The organism is Pseudomonas sp. Pseusp15 (assembly GCF_059492165.1).
In genome coordinates, this window is record NZ_CP168523.1 from 5,683,798 (window position 1) to 5,707,850 (window position 24,053).

Sequence of the window (24,053 nt, forward strand, 5' to 3'; positions counted from 1 at the left end):
CCGCGATCTTTTAAAGCGCTACGCGCTTGGGCAGGTACGGCGGCAAATACAGCCCGAGGTAGGCATCAAACACCCGCATCCCTTCTTCAGCCATGCGCGGCGTGATCTGCCCATGTTGCTGCACCGAGCGCGCATACACTCGATCTCCCAGCTCCATGGCCAGGGCAAACACATCGACATCTGTCGGCAGCCTTGGCAGCTCGAAGTGATGGTCGAACAGTTTGTGCATCAGGTCGCCGAGTTCGATGTCGTGCTGGCGGTCAGCCTGGGTGACTTCGGTCAGACCGTGCTGGGCGAGGATCAACTGGCGGGCAGCGGCGTCTTCGTCGTAGATGTCGAGCATGCGTTGTTCCACCAGTCGCGACAAATCGCGCCAGCCGTTGAGGGCGTGGTGGTCGATGGGCGCTTGCAGGCAAGCACGGAACGCGGCGTGGACGTCGGCGGTCAGGGCTTCGAGCAGGGCCGGGACGCTGGCGAAAAAGTGGTAGACGGAGGAGGGCGGGATCTCTGCGCGTTCAGCGACGCTGTAGATCGACAGACTGGCCACGCCCTCGGCGGCCAGCAGCGTGCGGGCGGCATCGAGTATCGAATCGATCCGGGCCTGGCTGCGTGCGCGGGGTTTGCGTGGGGTGGCGAGTCGGGTCATTGAAGTCTCCTGCAGGGCAGCGGGCATTGTACGAGCAGGTTTCTTTGTTGTCTGCCAGGACGCTTTCGCGGGCAAGCCTCGCTCCTACAGGGGCGCCGATCGACATGGGCTTGTAGGAGCGAGGCTTGCCCGCGAACCGCCGCAGGCGGCCATAAAAAAACGCCGCAGGCGGTAAGGCCGGCGGCGTTGTTTTTACGGCAACCGTTTACACGGTATGCAGGTACCAGTTGTATTCGAGGTCGGAGATGGAGTGTTCGAACTCCTCCAGCTCGCTCTCTTTACAGGCGACGAAGATATCGATGTATTTCGGATCGATGTACTTGGCCATGACTTCGCTGTCGTCCAGCTCGCGCAGTGCATCGCGCAGGTTGTTCGGCAGGCTTTGCTCGTTCTGCTCGTAGCTGTTGCCTTCCACGGGCGCGCCCGGCTCGATCTTGTTGACCAGGCCGTGGTGCACGCCGGCCAGGACCGAGGCCATCAGCAGGTACGGGTTGGCATCGGCGCCAGCCACACGGTGTTCAATGCGCACGGCATCGGAGGAGCCGGTTGGTACGCGAATCGCCACGGTGCGGTTGTCCAGGCCCCAGCACGGCGAGTTCGGCACGTAGAACTGCGCGCCGAAACGACGGTAGGAGTTGACGTTCGGGCAGAGGAAAGCCATCTGCGCCGGCAGGGTCTCGAGCACACCGCCGATCGCGTGACGCAGTGCGGCGTTCTGCTCGGGATCCTCGCTGGCAAAAATGTTTTTGCCATCTTTATCAAGAATCGAGATGTGGACGTGCAGACCATTACCCGCCTGGCCTGGATAAGGCTTGGCCATGAAGGTGGTGTCCATCTCATGGTCGTAGGCGATGTTTTTGATCAGACGCTTGAGCAGCACCGCGTAGTCGCAGGCCTTTATAGGGTCGGCCACGTGGTGCAGGTTCACTTCGAACTGCGCCGGGGCGCTTTCCTTGACGATCGCGTCGGCAGGGATGCCTTGCTCTTTCGCACCTTCCAGAATGTCCTGGAGGCAGTCGACATATTCATCCAGATCGTCGATCAGGTAGACCTGGGTCGAGTGCGGACGTTTGCCGGAGATCGGCGAGCGCGGCGGTTGCGGGCGACCGTTCACGTTTTCCTGGTCGATCAGGTAGAACTCCAGTTCGAACGCGGCGCAGATGGTCAGGCCCATCTCATCGAACTTGGTCACCACTTGACGCAGGACTTCGCGCGGGTCGGCGAAGAAAGGTTCACCTTCGAGTTCGTGCATGGTCATCAGCAGTTGCGCAGTCGGGCGCTTCTGCCAGGGCTCATTGCACAGGGTGTCGGGGATTGGATAGCAGATTCGGTCAGCATCGCCGATGTCCAGGCCCAGGCCGGTGCTTTCCACCGTCGAGCCATTGATATCCAGAGCAAATAGAGAGGCCGGCAGGTTGATGCCTTTCTCGTAAACCTTGTGGAGGCTGGTGCGTTCGATGCGCTTGCCGCGCACCACACCATTCATATCCGCAATCAGAAGGTCAACGTACAGAACCTCAGGATGTTCCTTAAGGAACGCGTTCGCTTCGTTAAGCTGAACGGCACGCGGGGGTACCGACATGATGCAACACCTTTGTTGTTAAAAATATCAATCATTGATCTTTTCAGATTCCAGTCAACCCGAACGGCATGCCGAAGTCAAGCGAGGCCTTTTTTGCCCTAAAAAAGCGCTCGCAAGGCTTTTTTGAGGCACTTTGGGGCGTATTTTTGTCTTCTGACGTCTTGGCGCCCGCGGGCTTGAGCGGGCCGTGTTGTATTTTTTACGGGGGTGTTGTGTAAAAAAATGAACAAGGCTAAGCTCGATTTAAACCCATAACAGCAATAATACCGGGGTGCTTCATGTCTCGCCTGCCGTTAATCGGCGTCACCGCCTGCTCAAAGCAGATCGGTCTGCATGCTTATCACATCAGTGGCGACAAATACGTACGCGCCGTGGCTTCAGCTGCCAAAGGCCTGCCGTTGATTCTTCCATCCCTGGCAGATCGACTGGCGCCGTCCGATATTCTGGACGCTCTGGACGGCATTCTGTTTACAGGCTCTCCTTCTAATATAGAACCGTTTCACTACAACGGCCCGGCCAGCGCGCCAGGCACTGCTCATGATTCTGCACGCGATGCCACCACTCTCCCGCTGATCCGCGCCGCTGTCGAGGCTGGCGTTCCCGTGCTCGGTATCTGCCGCGGCTTCCAGGAAATGAATGTGGCGTTCGGTGGCAGCCTGCATCAGAAGGTCCACGAGGCCGGTCCCTTCATGGATCACCGTGAAGACGACAGCCTGTCGCTCGAAGGGCAGTACGCTCCCAGTCACCTAGTGCACGTCCAGCCGGGTGGTGTACTTGCGGGGCTGGGCCTGGCGAGCGACATTCAAGTCAACTCGATTCATGGTCAGGGCGTCGAGCGGCTGGCGCCGGGCCTTCGTGTGGAAGCTGTGGCGCCCGATGGGCTGATCGAAGCGGTCTCTGTAATCGAAGGCAAGGCTTTTGCTTTAGGCGTGCAATGGCATCCCGAATGGCAGGTAAGCTTGAATCCTGACTACCTTGCGATTTTCCAGGCATTTGGCGATGCCTGCCGCAAGCGCGCATTACAACGCGACGCCGATGCGTCAAACAACGCCTGACTTATAAAAGTCAGGAAACTCAAGCCTAAGAGGCATTTATGAGTAACAACCTCGACCAGCTCACCGATTGGTTGAAAGACCACAAGATCACAGAAGTCGAATGCATGATTGGCGACCTGACCGGCATCACCCGGGGCAAGATCTCGCCGACCAACAAGTTCATCGCCGAAAAAGGCATGCGCCTGCCCGAAAGCGTTCTGTTACAGACCGTGACCGGCGACTATGTCGAAGACGACATCTATTACGAACTGCTCGACCCGGCCGACATCGACATGGTCTGCCGCCCCGACCAGAACGCCGTGTTCCTGGTGCCCTGGGCCATTGAACCCACCGCCATCGTGATCCACGACACCTACGACAAGCAGGGCAACCCGATCGAGCTGTCGCCGCGCAACGTGCTCAAGAAGGTACTGAAACTCTACGCCGACCATGGCTGGCAGCCGATCGTGGCGCCGGAAATGGAGTTCTACCTCACCAAGCGCAGCGATGACCCGGACTACCCGTTGCAACCGCCGATTGGCCGATCCGGTCGTCCGGAAACCGGTCGCCAGTCGTTCTCCATTGAAGCGGCGAACGAATTCGACCCGTTGTTCGAAGACGTCTACGACTGGTGCGAATTGCAGGAGCTGGACCTCGACACGTTGATCCACGAGGACGGCACTGCGCAGATGGAAATCAACTTCCGTCACGGCGATGCCCTGTCCCTGGCCGACCAGATTCTGGTGTTCAAACGCACCATGCGAGAAGCCGCACTCAAGCACAACGTGGCGGCGACCTTCATGGCCAAGCCCATGACTGGCGAGCCGGGCAGTGCCATGCATTTGCACCAGAGCATCATCGACATCGAGACCGGCAAAAACGTCTTCTCCAATGAAGACGGGACCATGAGCCAGCTGTTCCTCCATCACATCGGCGGTTTGCAGAAATTCATCCCTGAGTTGCTGCCGCTGTTCGCGCCCAACGTCAATTCGTTCCGCCGCTTCCTGCCGGATACCTCGGCACCGGTGAACGTGGAGTGGGGCGAAGAGAACCGCACCGTGGGCCTGCGGGTTCCGGATGCCGGGCCGCAGAACCGTCGGGTGGAAAACCGTCTGCCGGGTGCCGACGCCAACCCTTACCTGGCCATCGCCGCCAGCCTGTTGTGCGGCCTGATCGGGATGCTCGAAGGGCATAACCCGAGTGCCCCGGTGGTGGGGCGTGGTTACGAGCGGCGCAATCTGCGCCTGCCGTTAACCATCGAAGACGCGCTGGATCGTATGGAAAACAGCAAGACCATCGAAAAGTATCTGGGCAAGAAATTCATCACAGGCTACGTCGCGGTCAAGCGGGCCGAGCATGAAAACTTCAAGCGCGTGATCAGTTCGTGGGAGCGGGAGTTCCTGCTCTTCGCCGTCTGATGCGCCGGGCGCGACAAGGGGCGTGATTGCCCTCTGACGTCGCGCCGTCACTGCAATCCAAGGAGAATTCGCATGACCAGCAACAACCCGCAAACCCGTGCATGGCAAACCCTGAGCAATGATCACCACCTGGCCCCGTTCAGCGACTTCAAGCAGCTGAAAGAGAAAGGCCCGCGGATCATCACTAATGCCAAGGGTGTTTACCTCTGGGACAGCGAAGGCAACAAGATCCTCGACGGCATGGCCGGTCTGTGGTGCGTCGCGATCGGCTATGGTCGCGATGAACTGGCCGATGCCGCCGCCAAGCAAATGCGCGAACTGCCTTATTACAACCTGTTCTTCCAGACCGCTCACCCGCCGGTGCTGGAGCTGGCCAAGGTCATCGCTGAAATCGCGCCTGAAGGCATGAATCATGTGTTCTTCACCGGTTCCGGTTCTGAAGGCAACGACACCATGCTGCGGATGGTTCGCCACTACTGGGCGATCAAGGGCCAGCCGAAGAAGAAAGTCATCATCAGTCGCAAGAACGGCTATCACGGCTCCACCGTGGCCGGCGCGAGCCTGGGTGGCATGACGTACATGCACGAACAGGGCGATTTGCCGATCCCAGGCATCGTCCACATCGCCCAGCCATACTGGTTCGGCGAAGGCGGTGACATGACGCCACAAGAGTTCGGTATCTGGGCGGCCAATCAGCTGGAAGAGAAGATTCTGGAAATCGGCGTCGACAACGTCGGTGCATTTATTGCCGAGCCGATCCAGGGCGCCGGCGGCGTGATCATTCCGCCAGACAGCTACTGGCCGCGCATCAAGGAAATACTCGCCAAGTACGACATCCTGTTCGTGGCCGACGAGGTGATCTGCGGTTTCGGTCGTACCGGTGAGTGGTTCGGTACCGATTTCTACGACCTCAAGCCCCACATGATGACCATCGCCAAAGGTCTGACGTCCGGCTACATCCCGATGGGTGGCCTGATCGTGCATGACGATGTGGTCGAGGTGCTCAACGAAGGTGGTGATTTCAACCACGGTTTCACCTATTCCGGGCACCCGGTGGCCGCGGCGGTGGCGCTGGAAAACATCCGCATCCTGCGCGATGAGAAAATTGTCGAGCATGTGCGGGCAGAAACGGCACCTTATTTGCAAAAGCGTCTACGGGAACTGAACGATCACCCGTTGGTGGGGGAAGTGCGTGGGGTCGGTCTGTTGGGGGCTATCGAGCTGGTTCAGGACAAGGCCACTCGCAAGCGTTACGAAGGCAAGGGCGTCGGCATGATCTGCCGGCAGTTCTGCTTCGACAACGGCCTGATCATGCGTGCGGTCGGCGACACCATGATCATTGCACCGCCACTGGTGATTACACCGGCTGAAATCGACGAGTTGGTGACCAAGGCGCGCAAGTGCCTGGACCTGACCCTGAGTGCGTTGCAGGGCTAAGTGCTAGGCTCTGAGCGAGGTGCAATGTCTGCACTTCGCTCAGTGCAAACAAAGGATGGGGCTTTCCTTGAAAGCCTGCCTTGGATCTTGCCAGACTAACGGTTGTTCGGATGCCCTGTAACAGGCTGCTGAGCACGTGGTTAAAAAGAAAAACTGGAGCATTACCCATGAAGGCATTAGGTATGAAGATAACTGGCAAGACCCTCCTCGCCATGTCCCTGATGGGCGTGATGGCGGGCGCCGTTCAGGCCGACGATAAAGTGCTGCACGTGTACAACTGGTCCGATTACATCGCACCGGACACCATCGCGAACTTCGAAAAAGAGTCCGGGATCAAGGTGGTGTACGACGTATTCGACAGCAACGAAACCCTGGAAGCCAAGTTGCTGGCAGGCAAGTCCGGTTACGACGTTGTCGTACCGTCGAACAACTTCCTCGCCAAGCAAATCAAGGCCGGTGTTTACCGGGAGCTGGACAAGTCCAAGCTGTCCAACTACGGCAACCTGAACAAATCACTGCTTAAAGCGGTTTCCGTCAGTGACCCGGACAACAAACATGCCTTCCCTTACATGTGGGGCTCGATCGGGATCGGTTACAACCCTGAGAAAGTCAAGGCAGCACTGGGCGTCGACACGATCGATTCCTGGGACACCCTGCTCAAGCCTGAAAACATTGCCAAGCTCAAGGGCTGCGGTGTGAGCTTCCTGGATTCGCCTACCGAAATGCTGCCGGTCGCCCTGCATTACCTGGGTCTGCCAACCGACAGCCAGAAGAAAGAAGACATCAAGAAAGCCGAGGAGCTGTTCCTCAAGATTCGTCCTTCGATCACCTACTTCCACTCCTCGAAGTACATCTCGGACCTGGCCAACGGCAACATCTGCGTAGCCGTCGGCTATTCGGGTGACGTCCAGCAAGCCAAGTCCCGTGCTGCCGAAGCCGGTGACAAGGTGAAAGTCAGCTACGCCATTCCAAAAGAAGGCGCTGGCAGCTTCTACGACATGGTCGCAATCCCCAAGGATGCGGAAAACGTCGAGGGGGCCTACAAGTTCATGAACTACCTGCTGCAACCGAAAGTAATGGCTGACATCACCAACGCTGTGCGTTTCCCTAACGGTAATGCTGAAGCCACCCAGTATGTGAGCAAGGACATCACTTCGGATCCGGGCATCTATCCGACTCCTGAAGTACAGGCCAAGCTGTATGCGATCGCTGATTTGCCAGCCGCAACCCAGCGCGAACTGACCCGCAGCTGGACCAAGATCAAATCCGGTAAATAAGTAATAAACCCTGTAGCAGCTGCCGAAGGCTGCGTTGAGGTCCGAAGGACCTCCGCTTTTCGACAGCACAACTGCTTCGCAGTTGAATGCAGCTTGCGGCCGCTGCTACAGGATCTTCATAAAGTTTGCTGGAACGGTTTTTCGAGGGTAAGTTGCGCGCCGGTTTTGTTGTCAGGCAGCCATGGCTGTCATGTAGCGCGGGGCAACTTGGGCCCAACTAATTTTAGAGGACCTCCACTTGCCTGTTTTTTCTTTGTTGCGCAATGCCCTGCTGGTCGGCGCCGGGCTGACGCTTGCCGTCAGTGCCCAGGCCACCGGCACGGTGCATATTTATAACTGGTCGGACTACATCGGTGAGACCACCCTGGCCGACTTTCAGAAAGACGCCGGTATCAAGCCGATTTACGACGTATTCGATTCCAACGAAACCCTGGAAGGCAAATTGCTGGCCGGGCGTACCGGTTACGACGTGGTCGTGCCGTCCAACCATTTCCTTGGCAAGCAGATCAAGGCCGGCGCTTTCCAGAAACTCGACAAGTCTAAGCTAGGCAACTATTCCAACCTCGATCCGGTGTTGCTCAAGCGCCTGGAGCAGAACGATCCGGGTAACCAATATGCCGTGCCATATCTGTGGGGCACCAACGGCATCGGTTACAACGTCGACAAGATCAAGGCTGTGCTGGGGCTCGACAAGATCGATTCCTGGGATGTGGTGTTCGAGCCGCAAAACATCAAGAAGCTGCACAGCTGCGGCGTCGCGTTCCTCGACTCCGCCGATGAAATGATGCCCACGGTCCTCAACTACATGGGCCTGAACGCCAATAGCACCAACCCCGAAGACTACAAAAAGGCCGAGGCTAAATTGCTGGCGGTGCGGCCTTATGTGACGTACTTCCACTCATCCAAATACATCGCGGACCTGGCCAACGGTGATATCTGCGTTGCGATCGGTTTTTCCGGCGACATTTTCCAGGCCAAGGCACGCGCGGCTGAAGCCGGTAAAGGCATGAACATCGCCTACTCGATTCCAAAAGAGGGCGGCGCGCTCTGGTTCGATATGCTGGCGATCCCCAAGGATGCGGCCAACGTCAAGGAAGCCCACGCCTTCATCAACTATTTGCTCAAGCCTGAGGTGATCGCCAAGGTCAGCGATGCCGTGGGCTACGCCAACCCAAACCCTGGGTCGGACAAACTGATGGAACAATCCATACGCACTGACGCGTCGGTTTATCCGCCGCAAGCGGTCCTCGACAAGACGTATGTGTCCATCGAGTTGCCACCGAACATACAACGTTTGATGACGCGCAGCTGGACCAAGGTCAAGTCGGGCAAATAGCGTCAAACTATCCAGGTTCGCCACATTGAGCGAACTGCAAATTCTGTTGGGAGTTTCGTAAATGGCAGTTGCCTCCGGCGCCTATAAGAAAGCCCTCGAGGGCGACCAATCACCTAAACAGGTGTTGGTCAAAATCGACCGGGTCACCAAAAAGTTCGACGAGACGATTGCCGTGGACGACGTGTCCCTGGAAATCAAGAAAGGCGAAATCTTCGCCTTGCTCGGCGGCTCGGGTTCGGGCAAATCCACCTTGCTGCGGATGCTGGCAGGTTTCGAACGGCCCACGGAGGGGCGCATTTTCCTTGATGGCGTAGACATCACTGACATGCCGCCGTACGAGCGGCCGATCAACATGATGTTCCAGTCCTACGCCTTGTTCCCGCACATGACCGTGGCGCAGAACATCGCCTTCGGCCTCAAGCAGGACAAGATCCCGACGGCCGAGGTCGATGCCCGCGTGGCCGAGATGCTCAAGCTGGTGCAGATGAGTGAGTACGCCAAGCGCAAACCGCATCAGCTGTCCGGTGGTCAGCGTCAGCGCGTGGCCCTGGCGCGTTCGTTGGCCAAGCGGCCGAAGCTGTTGTTGCTCGACGAACCGATGGGCGCGCTGGACAAGAAACTGCGTTCGCAAATGCAGCTGGAACTGGTCGAGATCATCGAACGCGTCGGCGTAACCTGCGTCATGGTGACCCACGACCAGGAAGAGGCCATGACCATGGCCGAGCGCATCGCGATCATGCACCTGGGCTGGATCGCCCAGATCGGCAGCCCGATCGACATCTACGAAACCCCGACCAGCCGACTGGTCTGCGAATTCATCGGCAACGTCAACATCTTCGAAGGTGAAGTGGTGGACGACGCCGAGGGCCATGCACTGATCACCTGCAAGGATCTGGACCGCAACATTTACGTGGGTCACGGCATCAGCACCTCGGTGCAGGACAAGTCCGTTACCTATGCGATCCGTCCGGAAAAACTGCTGGTGACGGCCGAAATGCCGACCTGCGAACACAACTGGTCCAGCGGCAAGGTGCACGACATCGCCTACCTCGGCGGCCATTCGGTGTTCTACGTCGAACTGCCGAGCGGCAAGCTGGTGCAGTCCTTCGTCGCCAACGCCGAGCGCCGTGGCCAGCGCCCGACCTGGGGTGACCAGGTTTACGTGTGGTGGGAAGACGACAGCGGCGTGGTACTTCGCTCATGAACATGCGCAAACTCAAACGCCGGCTCAATCGAATACTTCCCGGTGGCCGTCAGCTGGTCATCGGGGTTCCGTTCATCTGGCTGTTCATGTTCTTCATGCTGCCGTTCTTCATCGTCCTGAAGATCAGCTTCGCTGAAGCCGACGTGGCCATTCCGCCGTACACCGAGATCTACACCTTCGTTGACCAGAAACTGCAGGTGCTGCTCAACCTGGCCAACTACGCGATGCTGGGCGATGACGAGTTGTACATCGCCGCTTACCTAGGCTCGCTGAAGATGGCGCTGTTCAGCACCATCCTCTGCCTGCTGATCGGCTACCCGATGGCCTATGGCATTGCCACCGCCCGCAAAGAGCTGCAAACGGTGCTGGTGCTGCTGATCATGATGCCGACCTGGACCGCGATCCTGATCCGCGTGTATGCGTGGATGGGCATCCTCAGCAACAACGGGCTGCTCAATGGTTTTCTGATGAGCATGGGCTGGATCGACGAGCCGTTGCAGATCCTCAATACCAACCTGGCGGTTTATATCGGGGTTGTTTACTCCTATCTGCCGTTCATGATCCTGCCGCTCTACGCCAACCTGGTGAAACACGATCACAGCCTGCTGGAAGCCGCATCGGACCTCGGTTCGAGCAACTTCAACAGCTTCTGGAAGATCACCGTGCCGCTGTCGAAAAACGGCATTATCGCCGGCTGCATGCTGGTGTTCATCCCGGTGGTGGGGGAGTTCGTGATCCCGGAACTGCTCGGTGGTCCGGAAACCCTGATGATCGGTAAAGTGCTCTGGCAAGAGTTCTTCAACAACCGCGACTGGCCGGTGGCGTCTGCCCTGGCGGTGGTGATGCTGGCAATCCTGATTGTGCCGATCATCCTGTTCAACCGCAGTCAGGCCAAGGAAATGGAGGGTAAAGAATGAAGCGCTTCCGTTTCTCGAACCTGATGCTGGTGCTGGGTCTGCTGTTCATCTACGCGCCAATGCTGATCCTGGTGATCTACTCGTTCAACGCCTCGAAACTGGTAACGGTGTGGGGCGGCTGGTCGGTGAAGTGGTACGTCGGCCTGCTCGACAACACGCAACTGATGGGCTCAGTGGTGCGCTCGCTGGAAATCGCTTGCTACACGGCGATAGCGGCGGTGGCATTGGGGACGCTGGCGGCGTTCGTGCTGACCCGCATCACCCGCTTCAAGGGCCGCACACTGTTTGGCGGCCTGGTGACGGCGCCGCTGGTGATGCCGGAAGTGATCACCGGTCTGTCGCTGTTGCTGCTGTTCGTGGCCATGGCGCAGATGATCGGCTGGCCGCAGGAGCGCGGCATCGTCACCATCTGGATCGCTCACACCACATTCTGTGCAGCCTATGTGGCGGTGGTGGTGTCGGCGCGCTTGCGTGAATTGGATTTGTCCATCGAAGAAGCCGCCATGGACCTCGGTGCGCGGCCATGGAAAGTGTTCTTCCTGATCACCATCCCGATGATCGCGCCGTCACTGGCGGCCGGCGGCATGATGTCGTTTGCCTTGTCGCTGGATGATTTGGTGTTGGCGAGCTTTGTGTCCGGGCCAGGCTCCACGACCCTGCCGATGGAAGTGTTCTCGGCGGTGCGCCTGGGCGTGAAGCCTGAGATCAACGCCGTGGCCAGCCTGATTCTGCTGGCGGTGTCGCTGGTGACCTTCCTGGTCTGGTTCTTCAGCCGTCGCGCCGAAGAAAGCCGCAAACGTGCGATCCAGCAAGCCATCGAGGAAGCCGCTGCCGACTCCTGGAAACAACCGGACGTACGTCGGGCGCAGGCACCGGAAGCGGCTTAAAACTGCTGCCGATCAAAAGATCGCAACCTGCGGCAGCTCCTACAGTGGAATGTGAATCCCGTAAGAGTTGCCGCAGGCTGCGATCTTTTGACTTTATGGCCCAGAATTTTGCGGCGAAGGCGTCAGCCCGGCCAGCAAAAATCTACCGCGCCGGCAACAGCTTCAAGGTGCTGCGGGTATTGGCCATCACTTCTTCCTCATTGAAATTCGCCTGGTAATAAACCCCTTCGATATACGCCTCGGCCTGGTCGGCATAGTGGCTGTCGAACGGCACGCCGCTCTGGCCCACCGGGTTGATGGTCAGGCTATGGGCCGGGTCGGCGAAGTCGATCAGCCGCCGGGTCGACGGGCCGTAGGTCACGGGCCACGGCGCCGGGCCGATCTTGGCCGAGAGGTTGTTCGGTACTTCGTGGGTGCCGGGTGCCGCGAATGGGCCAACGTTGAAAATCTGGTCCAGGGGCTTTTGCATCCCCAGCGGATGGCCGTGGGTCAGGGTGTGCGCCTTGCCCCACTGCCATTGCGCGGAATCGGCGCCAAGGGTGGCTTTGATATGAGCCATGCTCGCTTGCCAGGCCACCTTGACCGTATCGGCGCGGGTTTCCTTGCCAGGGGTGTTGCGGTTGTCCCACCACGGCGAGTCGGCGGAGGCCGCCAGGCGCGGCAGCGCGGCATCGATCACCCGGGTCGGGAGCAGCGTTTCGAAGAAGTCATTGCCCAGTTCATCGCGCAGCGCCGCGTCGGCGAGGTTGAACAGGAACTGGTTGAACAGGGTGGCGCTGATGGAGTCCAGCGGGTAATCGCCGCTCCACTGCGCCAGTTGCTCCACCAGTTTGAGTTCGGCCGGGTCGCTCACCACTTCACGCAGTACCGGCAGCAAAGGCGCCAGCAAGCGCGGCCCGTAGGCGGTGGTGGTACCCAGTTGCAGCTTCTGGTTGGCCGCGTTGTCCCACTTCACGTTCTTGTCGCTGAGCTGGCGATTGAGCTGCTGCCCGCGATCGGCGAGGTTGTAGTAGCCGGGAATTTCCATGCCGGTCGGCGACACCGGTTGGAAGTTGGCCGAGACGATGTAGCCCCGCGCCGGGTTCTCTTCCTGCGGGTTGGCACTGAACGGGTAAAAACCTTCCTTGTCCGCCTGAGGGGTGCTGCCGTCGAGGATGAAACCGGGCTTCACCCCGGCCGGACGCTTGGGCAGCAACGCCGAGGCCCACCAGCCGATATCGCCCTTGGCGTTGGCGTAGACGATGTTCAACCCTGGAGCCTGAACCTTGGCGGCCGCGGCGCGGGCCTTGGCCAGGGTGTCGGCGCGATTGAGCTGGTAGAAGCCGTCGAGGATCGGATTCGGGGTTTCGAGGAACGCCCACCACATGGCAACCGGCGTCTTGCCGGCGGCAGTGCCAAGCGCATCGTTGACGATCGGGCCATGGGGCGACTGGCGCAGCGTCAATGTGACCGGTGACTGGCCTTTCACTGCGATCTGTTGTTCGGTGGTGACCATGTCCACCCACTTGCCGCGATACCAGACCTGGTTCGGGTTGTCCGGGTTGACCTTCTCGGCGATCAGGTCCAGATCGTCGTTCTGGAACATCGTCAGGCTCCAGCCGAAGTCCAGGTTGTGGCCGAGAAATGCAAACGGCACCAGCGCCTGATGGTAGCCATACAGCTCGAAGCCTGGCGCCGACAGGTGCGCCTCGTACCACACTGACGGCACCGAGAAGCGTATGTGCGGGTCACCGGCCAGCAGCGGCTTGCCGCTTTTGCTGCGGTTGCCGGAAATCACCCAGGCGTTGCTGCCTTCGAATTGCGGCAGGCCGTGGTCGGCCAGAGCCTGCTCACTCAGACGGGCAAGGGCGTTCAGGTCTTTCCAGTCACTGGCGGCGAGGACCGGCGCGGGGCTGGGGCGCCTTTTGGCCAGCACGCCCTTGGGCTGCCAGTCGAGGTCGAAGATGTTTAGGTAATCGGCGCCCAGTTGGTCACGCACGTAAGTCAGCAAGGGTTCGGTGCGAAACGCCGCGGCAAAGCTGTAGGCCATGTAGCCGGCGATGCTGATGCTGTCTTCGGCGGTGAAAGGGCGCTTGGGGATTCCCAGCACGTCGAACTCTACTGGCGCGGCGTGGCTGTCCTGATATTGATTGATGCCGTCCAGATAGGCTTGCAGGGCCTTCCACGCCGGCGACTCACGATCCAGCGCGGCCACGTAACTGTCAGCACGTTCGCGGATGCGCAGGCTGCGAAACAGTTTGTCGGTGTCGAGCAGTTTCGGGCCGAGGACTTCGGCCAGCTCACCACGGGCCAGGCGCCGCACGGCTTCCATCTGGAATAGTCGGTCCTGGGCCTGCACGTAGCCGAGGGCGCGGTAGAGGTCGGTTTCGTTTTCGGCGCGGATATGCGGCACGCCGCGCTCGTCGTAGCGCACGGTCACTGAGCCTTGCAGATGCTGCAACGCCACCTGGCCCTGGCGCGTCGGTTGTTTGCTGTACATATACCAGCCGCCCCCGGCGGCGAGCGCGACGATCAGCAAGGCAAGTACGGTCAGGACGCGTTTCATGGTGACTCCTTGTTCTTTCAGGGGTTGCCACCCGTGCGGGCTGCAAACGTGTAGCACAGACCTCCTGTGCCGGGCATCGCGGTCCTGGAAAAGTCAGGAATGCCTTACTTCGCCTTCGCAGGCCACGGGCAGTAGCAACCCACCGCCATCGTATGGGTGGCGTTCACCGCCCTGCCTGCGTTCAGCGCTTGCAGGATGGGCTCGATAAAGCTGTTGCTCGAATTGCAGGTCAGGCCTTCGCTGTACGGGCCGAAATATGCCAGCTTGCCGTCGCGGTCCCATATCGCCACTGCCGGACTGGCAGGGATATGTTCGGAGCCAGGCAGGACAGCGAGGGTTTTCAGGCGGCTCAAGGTGCCGGGCAACTGGCCGTGGCTGCCGGGCTTTTGTACCGTATAGAACTCGACGCCCTGCGGTACATATTGCTCAACCAGTTCAGTCAGGTGTTGTTGGTTGCCGACATTGCACGGGCAGGCCGGGTCCCAGAAGTGCACCAGGCGAATGGCGCCGGGGCCGGCGAGTTCGTCGGGCAGGCGCAACGGGTCGCCGGAGAACACGGCGGTGTGCGAACTGAAGGCTCGCAGGTAGCGTCCCTGAAACCAGTCGTAAGCGGCCCACAGCACACTGGCACACACAAGGGCGAGCAGGCTGGCAAGCAGTGTGGTGCGATAGGCCGGGCGCATGGGTTTCAATCCTCGAAGGTCGGCTAGCTTGCCATGCTTGCTGCGACAGATGAATATCGCAGGCCGATAAAGTCCGTTTAGCGCTCTGGAATAGCCCATGTCTGCCACTTTCGACCCCGATCATTTGCGTGCCAGCCTGCGGCCGTTGGCCGAGTGGCGGCCGCTGTCGACGGAGGCCATGGCCTATCAGCGTTTTTACGGGCTGGATTTTCCACAGCGGACCCTGCGCCGTGGCTTGGGGCGTTTCGAGATCGATGGTTATGAAGTGGTCAGCCAGCTCTGGTGGCCCGAGCGGGCGAAGGCGACGCTGTTTCTATTTCACGGCTTCTACGATCACACCGGGCTCTACCGGCATGTGATTGAGTGGGCGCTGGACCAAGGGTTTGCGGTAATCGCCTGCGACCTGCCGGGGCATGGCTTGTCCAGTGGCGAACGGGCGAGTATCAAGGACTTCGCCGAGTACCAGAGCGCCCTGCAAGGCCTGCTGGCCGAGGCGCAGTCGTTGGGCCTTCCGCAGCCCTGGCACTTGTGCGGGCAAAGCACCGGCGGGGCGATTGTGATCGACCATGTACTCAATCAAGGTGCGAGCAGCCCGGCCCAGGGGCAAGTGATTCTGCTGTCGCCCTTGGTGCGGCCGCGAGCCTGGGGTTGGTCGCGGCTCAGTTATTACCTGCTCAAGCCGTTTGTCAAAGGCATCGCCCGGCGCTTCAGCGAGAATTCCAACGACCCTGACTTCCTCGCGTTCCTGCAGGCCGATCCGCTGCAACCGCTGCGTCTGCCAACGGCCTGGGTCGGTGCGCTGGGACGGTGGATCAAGCGTATCGAAGCGGCACCGAGCAGCCCGCGGCGGCCGCTGATCGTGCAGGGGCAGGCGGACATGACCGTGGATTGGGAGCACAACCTTGAAGTGCTGCGAGGCAAGTTCGATCGGCCCCAGGTGTTGATGCTGGCGGAGGCGCGGCATCATCTGGCGAATGAGTCGCCGGGGTTGCGGCAGGAGTATTTCGGGTTTTTGACCAAGCGCATGAGTCGGGATCGGCGGTGACATTTCGATAGTCTTCGCGGGCCATTTCACAGACGCCAAAAATTACTGGGTCAGGCTCGACGTACTTTGCCCCACTGCCAACCCCGCCCGAATCGCCGCCAATGCCGCTTGGTAATAAGCCTTGCCTTCAGAGGACTCGGCAAAGGTCGAAAACTCTTCCAGTTCGTCATCCGACAGGTCGCGATAGACATACAGCAGCGTGTTGTTCAGGTCGGCGCCGATCTGCTCCATCAGGCGCTGGCGCTGACCGTTCAACATGCCTTGAGCCTGACCGTTGCCGAGCAAGCCAGGGATCATCGAACTCAGGCTGTCGGCCGCGACGCCTGCGATCGCCAGGCTGACTTCAGCGCCGGCCTCGCGGGCGGGCAGGGCCTGGGCCAGGTGGCCGATGATCAGTTGACGGGTATCGCTGGCCTGCATCTTCGGCAAGCCCTTGGCGTTTTTCGCCAATTGATCGCGACGGGTCGCCAGCAGTTCGGCGGCGACGATTTTCTTGCCCAGGGGCGATTGAAAGAAGGTCAGCGCAGGTTTCGGGTCGGCGAGCTTCTTGCGCAGTTGCGCTTCGGCGCGCTGGTCCATGGCCTTGGGGGCGAACCGCAGATTGCTGTTGTCGACCAGGGCCTGGAACACTGCCGGTGGCAAGCTGTTCTGATAGCGCTGCTGAGCGGCCGAGAGAGCATCGTTGAAATGCGCGCGTTGTTCTGGCCAACCGGCGACCTTGTACAACTGGTCGTGGCCGTCCGCCCAGGCGGGCAAAACGCAGAACATCAACAGTGAGAAAAGCAAGCGACGCATAGGGACTCCTGTCAGCAGGCGACTATTCTCCGTGCGGCATTCGTACTTGTCGAGAATTCGTATCAGGTTGAGTACCTTATCCGACCAATCCTCCGCTGCGTGGCTCTGTCGGATTTGCGGGCACAGGAATACTATGCGCGCCATGCACATACCCTCTGATCATCCACTGCTGTTACGTATCGTCGACGACCTGGCCGAACACGGCTGGTCGCAGCAGAATATTTTCCTGCCCCTGGACCTGACCCGGGCGCTGGCCGCCGAATGTCGTAAACGTGCCGCCGAGGGTGAGCTCGCCCCGGCCGCCGTGGGGCGCGGGGCGTTTTCGGAGATTCGCGAGGGCATTCGCGGCGACCATATCCAGTGGCTCGAACCCGGCCAGGCCGAGTCCTGCGACAGCTACCTGGGGTTGATGGACAGCCTGCGTGAGGCGATGAATCGTGGTTTGTTCCTGGGCCTGGAAGATTTCGAAAGCCATTTCGCCCTGTACCCGCCCGGCGCTTTCTACCTCAAGCATGTCGACCGTTTCCGTGACGACGACCGGCGCATGGTCTCGGCGGTGATCTACCTCAACGACGCCTGGCTGCCCGAGCATGGCGGTCAGTTGCGCATGTACCTGGACGAAGGCGTCGAACACGATGTGGTGCCCACCGGCGGATGCCTGGTGGTGTTCCTGTCGGGCGACGTGCCCCACGAAGTCCTGCCCGCGACCCGAGAACGCCTGTCCTTGACGGGCTGGTTCCGCCGTCGTGGCAACGAGCCGTTCTGATCATGCAAAAGATTCTGGTAAGCCGCTGTTTGCTCGGTCACCGCGTCCGTTACGACGGCGGGGCCAGCGGGCCGTTCGATCTGTTGGAACAGTGGATTGCCGAGGGCCGGGTGGTGCCGTTGTGTCCGGAAGTCGCCGGCGGGTTGCCGACACCCAGGGCTGCGGCGGAAATTCCCGGCGGGCAGGGCGGTGAAGTGCTTGATGGCCTTGCATCGGTCATCACCACCGAGGGCGAGGACGTCAGTGCCGAGTTTCTATCGGGGGCTTCTCAGGCGCTGGAGCTGGTGCAACAGCACGGCATCCGGATTGCCGTGCTCAAGGCCAACAGCCCGTCTTGCGGGAATCTGCTGACCTATGACGGGACGTTCAGTGGAGTGAAGGTCAGCGGTGAGGGCGTGACCGCCGCGCTGCTCAAGCGCCATGGTGTGCAAGTCTTCAGCGAGCTGGAGTTGCCGCAAGCGGCGCAGGCCCTGGCAACCCTGAAGTAACAGCCCGCAGGGTTACTCATTCGCCCGAATCAAGGTTTCGGCGCCGCACCCGCATCTGCCCCAAACCACTTCTGCTCCAGGGCCTCCAGCCGGCCATCGGCCTTGATCCGCTGCAAGGCGTTTTCCAGGCTGGCATGGAACGCCGGGTTACCCTTCTGAAACGGAATGGCCAGGCTTGCAGCCGGGGCGGCTTTCGGCTTTTCCTCCGTCAGCGACTGCACTATCAGGATTGATCGCGGTTGCACTTCTTTCTGCGCGATCAATTGCGCGTTGGTGTGAATGTAAGGTTCGCTGAAGTCGAAACGATCCTTCAGATCCGGGGTCAGTGCTATGTGATTGATGGCAACGTCGTATTTGCCGCTTTCGACGCCGGTCATCAGATCGTCGGAATCAGTGACGACGAAGTCGGCCCGTACATCCAGCTCATTGGCCAGCAGTTGACCCAGCTCGACCTCGAACCCGGTCAGTTTGCCGTCATCCTTGAAATTGAAGGGCGGTGTATTAGCCTCAAGAGCAATGCGCAATTCGCCGCGGTCGTTTACATCGTCCATCAGTTCGGCATGAGCCAAAGGGCTCAAAAGGGGTAGCAGGCAGATCAGGCCAGGCAAAAAGCGCATGGTCACTCCTTTGAATTCATTTATCGCGACGCGCTGTTCAGGCTCGCTTTGCTATGGTTATTGAGTGCCTTCGACAACGAATGGCCGTTAAGTTGTTCACGGTCGAGCGAATTTTACGGAAAAACTGGAGAAGAGAATGAAAAGCTTTATGTCACGAGCAGCATTGGCTGGTGTGCTGATGGGTGTTTCGGTGCTGGCCGGTGCCGCCACCCCGGCTCCGAAGGGGGCAGAAGTGTTCATCGTATCTCCTGCGGACGGAGCCACGGTCGCGCAAACCTTTACAGTGAATTTCGGCGTCAAGGAAATCGCACTGGCACCAGCGGGCGACACCACCAAAAACACTGGGCACCACCATCTACTGATCGATGTCGACAAACTACCGGCTGCCGGCGCTCCGATTCCAAACGATGCCAATCACATGCACTTTGGCAAAGCGCAGACTCACGCAGAAATCAAACTGGCACCGGGCAAGCACACCTTGCAGCTCGAACTGGGCGACAGCGGTCACATGCCGTTCGATCCGCCGATCGTGTCGAAGAAAATCACCGTGACGGTGAAGTAACTTTTCCACAGCGATAAAAAAGCAGCCGTAAAAAAGGGAGCTCCGAGGAGCTCCCTTTTTTGTCGCTCAAGTCGCGATCAGAACAACACGCGGCAACGAATGGTGCCGTTGATGTGCTGCAGCTTCTCTTGCGCCATTTCCGAGTAATCGGCATCGACGTCGATCACGACGTAGCCGACTTTCTCGTTGGTCTGCAGGAACTGACCGGAAATGTTGATGCCGTTTTCGGCGAAGACCTTGTTGATCTCGCTCATCACACCCGGAATGTTTTCGTGGATGTGCAGCAGACGGTGCTTGCCAGGGTGAGCCGGCAGGGCCACTTCCGGGAAGTTCACGGACGATACCGACGTACCGTTGTCGCTGTACTTGACCAGCTTTTCCGCCACTTCCAGGCCGATGTTGGCCTGCGCTTCAGCGGTAGAACCACCGATGTGCGGGGTCAGGATCACGTTGTCCAGGCCACGCAGCGGGCTTTCGAACTCTTCTTCGTTGGAGCGTGGCTCCACCGGGAATACGTCGATGGCCGCGCCGATCAGGTGCTTGTCCTTGATCGCGTCCGCCAGGGCGTCCAGTTCGACCACGGTGCCGCGCGCGGCGTTGATCAGGATGCCGCCCTTCTTGATGGCGCGGATTTCCTTCTCGCCGATCATCCACTGGGTGGCAGCGGTTTCTGGAACGTGCAGGGTGACGATGTCGGACATGCCCAACAGCTCGTGCAGGTTGCCGACCTGGGTGGCGTTGCCCAATGGCAGCTTGGTCACGGTGTCGTAGAAGTAAACCTGCATCCCTAAGCCTTCAGCCAGGACCGACAGTTGAGTGCCGATCGAGCCGTAACCGACGATACCCAGCTTTTTGCCACGGATTTCGAAGGAGTTGGCTGCGCTTTTGATCCAGCCGCCACGGTGGCAGGAAGCGTTCTTCTCAGGGATGCCGCGCAGCAACAGGATCGCCTCGGCCAGCACCAGCTCGGCAACGGAGCGAGTGTTGGAGTACGGCGCGTTGAATACCGCGATACCGCGTTCGCGAGCCGCGTTGAGGTCGACCTGGTTGGTGCCGATGCAGAAACAGCCGACAGCCACCAGTTTCTTCGCGTGATCGAAGATCTCTTCGGTCAGTTGAGTGCGGGAGCGAATGCCGATGAAGTGAGCATCAGCGATCTTTTCCTTCAGCTGGGCTTCCGGCAGAGAACCTGTGAGGTACTCGATGCTGGTGTAGCCCGCCGCCTTGAGGACGTCGACAGCCGATTGGTGGACGCCTTCGAGAAGAAGGAACTTGATCTTGCTCTTATCGAGAGAAGTCTTGCTCATCTGCGTAAACCTGTGTCCCGGAGAAAAAATGGCAGGGAAGGGAGCAGCCAGAGCTGACCCGGACGGCAGGAAAGCCGTCGCCGCAGAACAGCCTTTGGGCACTATCCTGCGGGGTCGGTATGCTAGCATATGCGACCTGCTAACACTCATTCTGCGACGTGAAGCGTACTCAGGATGACCATGAATTGTTCGAGAGTTCTGTCGATGACCAATCCTGCGCTGATTGATGAGCTGAAGACCCTGGTTGAGCCTGGCAAGGTGCTGACCGACGCCGACTCCCTGAACGCTTACGGCAAGGATTGGACCAAACATTTCGCCCCGGCCCCGACGGCCATTGTGTTCCCCAAGACCATCGAGCAGGTCCAGGCAATTGTCCGTTGGGCCAATGAACACAAGGTTGCGCTGGTGCCGTCCGGCGGTCGTACCGGGCTTTCTGCCGCAGCAGTGGCGGCCAATGGCGAAGTGGTCGTGTCCTTCGACTACATGAACCAGATTCTCGACGTGAACCTCACCGATCGCACCGTTGTTTGTCAGCCGGGCGTGGTTACCGAACAATTACAGAACAAGGCTGAAGAGCACGGTTTGTACTATCCGGTGGACTTCGCTTCGGCAGGTTCCAGCCAGATAGGTGGCAATATCGGCACCAATGCCGGTGGGATCAAGGTAATTCGCTACGGCATGACCCGTAACTGGGTGGCTGGCATGAAAGTCGTCACCGGCAAGGGCGATCTGCTGGAACTGAACAAAGACCTGATCAAGAACGCCACCGGCTACGACCTGCGTCAGCTGTTCATCGGCGCTGAAGGCACCCTGGGTTTTGTCGTCGAAGCCACCATGCGTCTGGACCGTGCGCCGAAAAACCTTACCGCGATGGTGCTCGGTACCGCCGATTTCGATTCGATCATGCCGGTATTGCACGCGTTCCAGAGCAAACTTGACCTGACTGCCTTCGAATTCTTCTCCGACAAAGCCCTGGCCAAGGTCATGGCACGCGGCGATGTGCCGGCGCCGTTCGAGTCCGACTGCCCGTTCTATGCATTGCTGGAATTCGAAGCGACCACCGATGAAGTGGCCAATCACGCCCTGGAAACCTTCGAGTACTGCGTCGAGCAGGGCTGGGTGCTGGACGGTGTGATGAGCCAGAGCGAAACCCAGTTGCAGAACCTCTGGAAGCTGCGCGAGTACATCTCCGAAACCATTTCCCACTGGACGCCGTACAAAAACGACATTTCGGTCACTGTGTCGAAAGTCCCGGGGTTCCTGAAGGAAATCGACGCGATCGTCGGCGAACACTACCCGGACTTCGAAATCGTCTGGTTCGGCCACATCGGCGACGGCAACCTGCACTTGAACATCCTCAAGCCGGATAACCTGAGCAAGGATGAGTTCTTCGCCAAGTGCGCCACCGTCAACAAGTGGGTGTTCGAAACCGTCGAGAAGTACAACGGTTCGATTTCCGCCGAACACGGCGTGGGCATGACCAAACGTGACTACTTGACCTATAGCCGCTCACCGGTTGAGATCGAGTACATGAAAGCCGTCAAAGCGGTGTTCGACCCGAATGGCATCATGAACCCGGGCAAGATTTTCGCTGTTTGATTCTTCGAACTTTAAGAGCACGAAGCAGGAGTCGGTCAATGAGCTATCAGCACCAGTATGTCGACGGAACGCGTATTCATTTTCCGCTGGGGAAAGTGGTGTGCATCGGCCGCAACTACGCCGAACACGCCAAGGAACTGGACAACCCGGTGCCCACCGAACCACTGCTGTTCATCAAGCCCGGCAGCTGCGTGGTGCCACTGGAAGGCAGCTTCAGCATTCCGACCGAGCGCGGTTCGGTGCATTACGAAGCAGAAATAGCGGTGCTGATCGGCAAGCCATTGTCGACCAAGCCGAGCCGCGAAGAAGTGCTGGATGCCATCTCCGGCTTCGCCCCGGCCCTGGACCTGACCCTGCGCGACAAGCAGGCCGAGCTTAAAGCCAAGGGCCTGCCGTGGGAAATCGCCAAGTGCTTTGACGGTGCGGCGGTGATTGCGCCATTCGTGGCTGGCAGCACGTTTACCGACCTGACCGACATCGGCATCCGCCTGACCATCAATGGTGAAGTCCGCCAGGATGGCAACACCAAGGACATGCTCAATCCGATCGTGCCGATGATCCAGTACATGGCCGGCTGCTTCTCGCTGCAGGCCGGTGACGTGATCCTCACTGGCACGCCGGTGGGCGTTGGCCCGCTGAATGTCGGTGACGAACTGGTGCTCGAATTGCCGGGTGTCAGCCGCTTTACCAGTAGCGTTCTCTAAAAAGCAAAAGATCGCAGCCTGCCGCAGGCTGCGATCTTTTGATCTTGGCTGCCCACACAGGGCAATCCGGCCATTTCCCGTTTTTTTCACATTTTGTCTGGATAATTCCGGGGCTTATGGCATCTGAGCCTGTCCCAATGTGCTATTACCCATAGCCTGAATTTCTGGAACGCATCCCTGAATGGCCATCGAATCGCTGCCCAAGCTGAAAACTGCCCGCCGCTCGCGCTTTGTCATGCGTTGGTATTCCTGGCTTTTACTGGTGGCGGTCGCCGCTTATGGCCTTGCGTTTGCGATGCATTGGGATGATCGCGGTGTGCTCTGGGTGAAGGAACGCTTCGAAAGCCCTGCCGAACGAAAAGAGAGTGTCTGGCTGCCGGACTATCGGGCGGTGATCGACGCCAAACTGCTGCCGGGCATGGAGAAGGACGAAGCGTCGGACGTGTCTTACGACCCGCAGACCAAAACCCTGTTCTCCGTGATGGGCAAGAACCCGTTCCTGGTCGAGCTGACGTTGCAAGGCGACGTGTTGCGCAAAATGCCGCTGGTGGGGTGGAGCAACCCGGAAGGGGTGACGGTAATGGGCAATGGTTTGCTGGCGATTACCGATGAGCGCGAACACCTGCTCTCGATCGTCAAGGTCGATGCCGATACGCGCGAGCTGAACATCGCCAATTTCCCGAAATACGATCTCGGCCCCTCGAAAAACCAGAATAAAGGCTTCGAAGCCGTCGTCTGGGATGCCCGTCGCCAGCAACTGCTGCTGGGTGAAGAGCGTCCACCAGCGCTGTTCAGCTGGAAAAGCGATGGCAGCCAGATCCTGAAGGGTGACAAGCAGAAACTCTCCAGCGACGCACTGGATGTCCGTAACCTGTCGGCCTTGGCCATCGATCCGCGCACTGGCCACACCCTGGTGCTGTCCGCCGACTCTCACTTGTTGCTGGAACTGGACGAGAAGGGCGAGCAGGTCAGTTTCATGACCTTGCTCGGAGGGTTCAATGGCCTGAAGAAAACCATTCCCCGTGCCGAAGGCGTCACCATGGACGAAGCGGGCACGCTGTACATGGTGAGCGAGCCGAACCTGTTCTACCGCTTCGAAAAGCAACAGGTTCGGTAGTTGCGGTAGAAGGTCGCGGGCCATTAGGGTTTTAATTCAGGCAGCCGTGGTGTTTCATCCGCCCGTCCTGTTTCCGAGTTTGCCTGA

The 24,053-nt window shown here is 59.3% G+C and carries 22 protein-coding genes; 15 read left to right on the forward strand and 7 right to left on the reverse strand.

Going from position 1 to position 24,053, the window contains the following annotated elements; genetic code table 11:
* Nucleotides 1-10: 10 nt before the first annotated feature.
* The gene (locus tag ACEN8R_RS25655; protein WP_018928629.1) at nucleotides 11-646 is read right to left on the reverse strand and encodes a TetR/AcrR family transcriptional regulator; all 636 of its coding nucleotides are present in this window, start codon (nucleotides 644-646) and stop codon (nucleotides 11-13) included.
* A gap of 205 nt (nucleotides 647-851) precedes the next feature.
* Complete coding sequence (locus ACEN8R_RS25660) at nucleotides 852-2,228, reverse strand: glutamine synthetase family protein (RefSeq protein ID WP_018928630.1); 1,377 nt, start codon at nucleotides 2,226-2,228, stop codon at nucleotides 852-854.
* 278 nt (nucleotides 2,229-2,506) lie between these two features.
* On the opposite strand from ACEN8R_RS25660, the gene ACEN8R_RS25665 reads away from it, so the two are divergent.
* From ACEN8R_RS25665 to ACEN8R_RS25700, 8 genes are all read left to right on the forward strand, one after another.
* Nucleotides 2,507-3,283, forward strand: a complete 777-nt coding sequence (locus ACEN8R_RS25665) for a gamma-glutamyl-gamma-aminobutyrate hydrolase family protein (RefSeq protein ID WP_495624436.1) — start codon at nucleotides 2,507-2,509, stop codon at nucleotides 3,281-3,283.
* Between the two features lie 38 nt (nucleotides 3,284-3,321).
* Nucleotides 3,322-4,680 (forward strand): glutamine synthetase family protein, encoded by a 1,359-nt coding sequence (locus tag ACEN8R_RS25670; RefSeq protein ID WP_018928632.1) that lies wholly within the window; start codon nucleotides 3,322-3,324, stop codon nucleotides 4,678-4,680.
* A gap of 72 nt (nucleotides 4,681-4,752) precedes the next feature.
* On the forward strand, nucleotides 4,753-6,117 hold the full coding sequence (locus ACEN8R_RS25675; protein ID WP_018928633.1) for an aspartate aminotransferase family protein: 1,365 nt from the start codon (nucleotides 4,753-4,755) through the stop codon (nucleotides 6,115-6,117).
* A gap of 182 nt (nucleotides 6,118-6,299) precedes the next feature.
* The gene (locus tag ACEN8R_RS25680; RefSeq protein ID WP_018928634.1) at nucleotides 6,300-7,394 is read left to right on the forward strand and encodes a polyamine ABC transporter substrate-binding protein; all 1,095 of its coding nucleotides are present in this window, start codon (nucleotides 6,300-6,302) and stop codon (nucleotides 7,392-7,394) included.
* Nucleotides 7,395-7,632: 238 nt separating this feature from the next.
* The gene (locus ACEN8R_RS25685) at nucleotides 7,633-8,730 is read left to right on the forward strand and encodes a polyamine ABC transporter substrate-binding protein (protein ID WP_495624437.1); all 1,098 of its coding nucleotides are present in this window, start codon (nucleotides 7,633-7,635) and stop codon (nucleotides 8,728-8,730) included.
* A gap of 61 nt (nucleotides 8,731-8,791) precedes the next feature.
* Nucleotides 8,792-9,934, forward strand: a complete 1,143-nt coding sequence (locus ACEN8R_RS25690) for an ABC transporter ATP-binding protein (RefSeq protein WP_018928636.1) — start codon at nucleotides 8,792-8,794, stop codon at nucleotides 9,932-9,934.
* Complete coding sequence (locus ACEN8R_RS25695; protein WP_018928637.1) at nucleotides 9,931-10,851, forward strand: ABC transporter permease subunit; 921 nt, start codon at nucleotides 9,931-9,933, stop codon at nucleotides 10,849-10,851. The genes ACEN8R_RS25690 and ACEN8R_RS25695 overlap by 4 nt, the downstream gene beginning before the upstream one ends.
* Entirely contained in the window at nucleotides 10,848-11,738 is an 891-nt protein-coding gene (locus ACEN8R_RS25700) for an ABC transporter permease subunit (RefSeq protein WP_018928638.1), read from the forward strand. The genes ACEN8R_RS25695 and ACEN8R_RS25700 overlap by 4 nt, the downstream gene beginning before the upstream one ends.
* A gap of 142 nt (nucleotides 11,739-11,880) precedes the next feature.
* Here ACEN8R_RS25700 and ACEN8R_RS25705 read toward each other — a convergent pair whose 3' ends face one another.
* Both ACEN8R_RS25705 and ACEN8R_RS25710 read right to left on the reverse strand, forming a co-directional pair.
* Nucleotides 11,881-14,283, reverse strand: a complete 2,403-nt coding sequence (locus tag ACEN8R_RS25705) for a penicillin acylase family protein (protein ID WP_495624438.1) — start codon at nucleotides 14,281-14,283, stop codon at nucleotides 11,881-11,883.
* Between the two features lie 104 nt (nucleotides 14,284-14,387).
* Nucleotides 14,388-14,966, reverse strand: coding sequence for a DUF6436 domain-containing protein (locus ACEN8R_RS25710; RefSeq protein ID WP_495624439.1), 579 nt, complete (start codon nucleotides 14,964-14,966; stop codon nucleotides 14,388-14,390).
* A gap of 97 nt (nucleotides 14,967-15,063) precedes the next feature.
* On the opposite strand from ACEN8R_RS25710, the gene bipL reads away from it, so the two are divergent.
* Nucleotides 15,064-16,011, forward strand: a complete 948-nt coding sequence (gene bipL / locus ACEN8R_RS25715; protein WP_495624440.1) for a phospholipase BipL — start codon at nucleotides 15,064-15,066, stop codon at nucleotides 16,009-16,011.
* 42 nt (nucleotides 16,012-16,053) lie between these two features.
* Here the strand turns inward: bipL and ACEN8R_RS25720 are convergent, their stop codons facing one another.
* The gene (locus tag ACEN8R_RS25720; protein WP_018928642.1) at nucleotides 16,054-16,806 is read right to left on the reverse strand and encodes a DUF2059 domain-containing protein; all 753 of its coding nucleotides are present in this window, start codon (nucleotides 16,804-16,806) and stop codon (nucleotides 16,054-16,056) included.
* A 133-nt stretch (nucleotides 16,807-16,939) separates the two neighbouring features.
* Between ACEN8R_RS25720 and ACEN8R_RS25725 the strand changes: the two genes are divergently transcribed.
* Nucleotides 16,940-17,572, forward strand: a complete 633-nt coding sequence (locus ACEN8R_RS25725; protein ID WP_018928643.1) for a 2OG-Fe(II) oxygenase — start codon at nucleotides 16,940-16,942, stop codon at nucleotides 17,570-17,572.
* Between the two features lie 2 nt (nucleotides 17,573-17,574).
* Complete coding sequence (locus tag ACEN8R_RS25730) at nucleotides 17,575-18,060, forward strand: 2-thiouracil desulfurase family protein (protein WP_018928644.1); 486 nt, start codon at nucleotides 17,575-17,577, stop codon at nucleotides 18,058-18,060.
* 29 nt (nucleotides 18,061-18,089) lie between these two features.
* Here the strand turns inward: ACEN8R_RS25730 and ACEN8R_RS25735 are convergent, their stop codons facing one another.
* Nucleotides 18,090-18,677, reverse strand: a complete 588-nt coding sequence (locus tag ACEN8R_RS25735) for a transporter substrate-binding domain-containing protein (protein ID WP_258612812.1) — start codon at nucleotides 18,675-18,677, stop codon at nucleotides 18,090-18,092.
* Between the two features lie 136 nt (nucleotides 18,678-18,813).
* Here ACEN8R_RS25735 and ACEN8R_RS25740 point away from each other — a divergent pair, with 136 nt between their 5' ends.
* A complete protein-coding gene (locus ACEN8R_RS25740) occupies nucleotides 18,814-19,239 on the forward strand; it encodes a DUF4399 domain-containing protein (RefSeq protein ID WP_086944382.1) in 426 nt (141 codons plus the stop codon).
* 77 nt (nucleotides 19,240-19,316) lie between these two features.
* Here the strand turns inward: ACEN8R_RS25740 and serA are convergent, their stop codons facing one another.
* The gene (serA, locus tag ACEN8R_RS25745) at nucleotides 19,317-20,546 is read right to left on the reverse strand and encodes a phosphoglycerate dehydrogenase (protein ID WP_007939276.1); all 1,230 of its coding nucleotides are present in this window, start codon (nucleotides 20,544-20,546) and stop codon (nucleotides 19,317-19,319) included.
* Nucleotides 20,547-20,750: 204 nt separating this feature from the next.
* Between serA and ACEN8R_RS25750 the strand changes: the two genes are divergently transcribed.
* The 3 genes from ACEN8R_RS25750 (at nucleotide 20,751) to ACEN8R_RS25760 (ending at nucleotide 23,966) form a co-directional block, all read left to right on the forward strand.
* Nucleotides 20,751-22,145 (forward strand): FAD-binding oxidoreductase, encoded by a 1,395-nt coding sequence (locus ACEN8R_RS25750; protein WP_028939105.1) that lies wholly within the window; start codon nucleotides 20,751-20,753, stop codon nucleotides 22,143-22,145.
* A 38-nt stretch (nucleotides 22,146-22,183) separates the two neighbouring features.
* Nucleotides 22,184-22,849, forward strand: a complete 666-nt coding sequence (locus tag ACEN8R_RS25755; RefSeq protein WP_018928649.1) for a fumarylacetoacetate hydrolase family protein — start codon at nucleotides 22,184-22,186, stop codon at nucleotides 22,847-22,849.
* A 181-nt stretch (nucleotides 22,850-23,030) separates the two neighbouring features.
* A complete protein-coding gene (locus ACEN8R_RS25760) occupies nucleotides 23,031-23,966 on the forward strand; it encodes an SdiA-regulated domain-containing protein (RefSeq protein ID WP_064621008.1) in 936 nt (311 codons plus the stop codon).
* Nucleotides 23,967-24,053: the final 87 nt, after the last annotated feature.

Excerpts from the sequence above, each read along its gene's own strand:
- ACEN8R_RS25655 (WP_018928629.1), bottom strand. The coding sequence starts at position 646 with ATGACCCGACTCGCCACCCCACGCAAACCCCGCGCACGCAGCCAGGCC.
- ACEN8R_RS25740 (WP_086944382.1), top strand. The coding sequence starts at position 18,814 with ATGAAAAGCTTTATGTCACGAGCAGCATTGGCTGGTGTGCTGATGGGT.
- ACEN8R_RS25700 (WP_018928638.1), top strand. The coding sequence starts at position 10,848 with ATGAAGCGCTTCCGTTTCTCGAACCTGATGCTGGTGCTGGGTCTGCTG.
- ACEN8R_RS25710 (WP_495624439.1), bottom strand. The coding sequence starts at position 14,966 with ATGCGCCCGGCCTATCGCACCACACTGCTTGCCAGCCTGCTCGCCCTT.
- ACEN8R_RS25735 (WP_258612812.1), bottom strand. The coding sequence starts at position 18,677 with ATGCGCTTTTTGCCTGGCCTGATCTGCCTGCTACCCCTTTTGAGCCCT.
- ACEN8R_RS25760 (WP_064621008.1), top strand. The coding sequence starts at position 23,031 with ATGGCCATCGAATCGCTGCCCAAGCTGAAAACTGCCCGCCGCTCGCGC.
- ACEN8R_RS25725 (WP_018928643.1), top strand. The coding sequence starts at position 16,940 with ATGCGCGCCATGCACATACCCTCTGATCATCCACTGCTGTTACGTATC.
- ACEN8R_RS25670 (WP_018928632.1), top strand. The coding sequence starts at position 3,322 with ATGAGTAACAACCTCGACCAGCTCACCGATTGGTTGAAAGACCACAAG.
- ACEN8R_RS25730 (WP_018928644.1), top strand. The coding sequence starts at position 17,575 with ATGCAAAAGATTCTGGTAAGCCGCTGTTTGCTCGGTCACCGCGTCCGT.
- ACEN8R_RS25755 (WP_018928649.1), top strand. The coding sequence starts at position 22,184 with ATGAGCTATCAGCACCAGTATGTCGACGGAACGCGTATTCATTTTCCG.
- ACEN8R_RS25665 (WP_495624436.1), top strand. The coding sequence starts at position 2,507 with ATGTCTCGCCTGCCGTTAATCGGCGTCACCGCCTGCTCAAAGCAGATC.
- ACEN8R_RS25660 (WP_018928630.1), bottom strand. The coding sequence starts at position 2,228 with ATGTCGGTACCCCCGCGTGCCGTTCAGCTTAACGAAGCGAACGCGTTC.
- ACEN8R_RS25720 (WP_018928642.1), bottom strand. The coding sequence starts at position 16,806 with ATGCGTCGCTTGCTTTTCTCACTGTTGATGTTCTGCGTTTTGCCCGCC.
- ACEN8R_RS25705 (WP_495624438.1), bottom strand. The coding sequence starts at position 14,283 with ATGAAACGCGTCCTGACCGTACTTGCCTTGCTGATCGTCGCGCTCGCC.
- ACEN8R_RS25690 (WP_018928636.1), top strand. The coding sequence starts at position 8,792 with ATGGCAGTTGCCTCCGGCGCCTATAAGAAAGCCCTCGAGGGCGACCAA.
- ACEN8R_RS25750 (WP_028939105.1), top strand. The coding sequence starts at position 20,751 with ATGACCAATCCTGCGCTGATTGATGAGCTGAAGACCCTGGTTGAGCCT.
- ACEN8R_RS25675 (WP_018928633.1), top strand. The coding sequence starts at position 4,753 with ATGACCAGCAACAACCCGCAAACCCGTGCATGGCAAACCCTGAGCAAT.
- ACEN8R_RS25680 (WP_018928634.1), top strand. The coding sequence starts at position 6,300 with ATGAAGATAACTGGCAAGACCCTCCTCGCCATGTCCCTGATGGGCGTG.
- serA (WP_007939276.1), bottom strand. The coding sequence starts at position 20,546 with ATGAGCAAGACTTCTCTCGATAAGAGCAAGATCAAGTTCCTTCTTCTC.
- bipL (WP_495624440.1), top strand. The coding sequence starts at position 15,064 with ATGTCTGCCACTTTCGACCCCGATCATTTGCGTGCCAGCCTGCGGCCG.
- ACEN8R_RS25695 (WP_018928637.1), top strand. The coding sequence starts at position 9,931 with ATGAACATGCGCAAACTCAAACGCCGGCTCAATCGAATACTTCCCGGT.